Consider the following 1,686-nt stretch of genomic DNA (forward strand, 5'->3'; position numbering starts at 1 on the left):
GAGGCTATTGCGGCAACGAGCTCCTGGCTGTAGCCAGCTCCACCGTTGCCCGCTCCACCATGACTTCCCCGCGACTGGGCAACGTCGGGCAGAGCGGGGTCGAAGCGGCGCAGCTCCTCGGCCAGCGCCTTCTCCGGAACACCAGCGGCCAGCGGCTCCGCAGCCAGCTTGGCCTTCACGGTGCTGAGCGCGGATTCGACCCACACCTCCAGGGTCGGCCGATGGACGAGCCATCCCCGGCTCGCATTCGAAGCACCGCCACCCAGCTCCACAACGTCGGTTGCGACCGCATCCGGCAGTGCGTCGGGCACGCTGAGGCCGAATCGAAGCAGTCGGGCCCGTTCCACGGCTCCGCGGCGCGCCACCTCGGCGAGGATGTCCCCTGTCTCCGGACGATCAGCCAGCTCGCGAGCTCGCCTGGTGCCAGCACCTCGGCGGCTCAGTTCCGGTGGGTCGACGTCGAGGATGATGACTCCGGCGAAGACGTTGCGGCTGCCGGGGCTGCGCAGGACGATCCTATCGGTGACCTGCAGCGGCAGCGGACGCTCGAGTGTGAGGCGGGCATGGTCGGCGTCGAAGGGCCGCATGTGCACGGGCACGGCGGCGGTGCCGATATGGAGCATGAGCCCGTGGACTCCCTCATCGAGTGGCTGCCCCATGGTGCGGCGCACGTCGATGACCTCGACGATCGGCCATGCATCGTCGGTGATGAGGGCGTCACCGCGGTGGATGTCGTCGGCTGGGACGTCGCGCAGATTCACGGCGACCCGAGAACTGGGGACGACCACCTCGGCGGAGGAGTTCCGACTCTGCAGGCCCCGAACAGCTGCTGCCTCATCCGATGTCTCCCCGACGAGGCGCAGGCGATCGCCGGTGCGCAGGGTTCCGGCCGTGAGCGTGCCGGTGACCACGGTGCCGGCGCCCTTGATCGTAAAGGCGCGGTCGACCCACAGGCGCAGGCGGGCCTGCGAATCAGGAGCAGGAGCCTCGGCGGTGACAGCATCGAGCGTCGCAACGAGTTCGTCGAGGCCGGTCCCGGTGGTCGCGGCGGCCATGAGCACAGGGGCATCGGCCAGCGGCGTGCCCTGCAGTTGGACTCGGACCTCGGACTCGGTGGCGGCGACCGCTTCGGGAGCGATGTCCGCGCGAGTGATGACGACGAGGCCGCGGGTGATGCCGAGTGCGGTGATCGCGTCACGGTGGTCACTCGACTGGGCCTGCCACCCCTTGTCGGCGGCGACGACGAGGCAGACGATCGGGGCCGGACCGACCCCGGCGAGCATGTTCGAGAGGAACTTCTCATGCCCGGGGACGTCGACGAAGGCGAGTTCTCGACCCGAGGGCAGGGTCGTCCAGGCGAAGCCGAGGTCGATCGTCAGGCCGCGCTTCCTCTCCTCGGCCCACCGGTCCGGTTCCATCCCGGTCAGCGCGTTGACCAGAGTCGACTTCCCGTGGTCGACGTGCCCGGCGGTGGCGACGACGTACATCTCAGCCATGGTTCTCACGTGCTCGATCCACGGCCTCGACGATTCGATCGTCATCGGCTTCGGGAATGCAGCGCAGGTCGATGAGGCAGCTTCCCTGGTGAACTCGGGCGACGACTGCCGGGTCGCCGAGGCGCAGCGGGCGGGCGAGCTCCTCGGGCAGTTCGACGGCCCAGCCGGGAAGGGGAACGCCGGGGGCTCC

1 protein-coding gene and 1 pseudogene are annotated in these 1,686 nt (G+C 69.5%); both read right to left on the reverse strand.

Going from position 1 to position 1,686, the window contains the following annotated elements; translation table 11 throughout:
• A partial coding sequence (gene selB / locus L0G76_RS16090) for a selenocysteine-specific translation elongation factor (protein ID WP_304358132.1) occupies positions 1-1,496 on the reverse strand: 1,496 nt, incomplete at its 3' end.
• A pseudogene (locus L0G76_RS16095) lies at positions 1,489-1,686 on the reverse strand (L-seryl-tRNA(Sec) selenium transferase); the annotation flags it as partial. The gene selB and the pseudogene L0G76_RS16095, both read right to left, overlap by 8 nt.

It is taken from the genome of Brevibacterium picturae, assembly GCF_030453725.1.
Taxonomy (GTDB): Bacteria; Actinomycetota; Actinomycetes; order Actinomycetales; family Brevibacteriaceae; genus Brevibacterium; species Brevibacterium sandarakinum_A.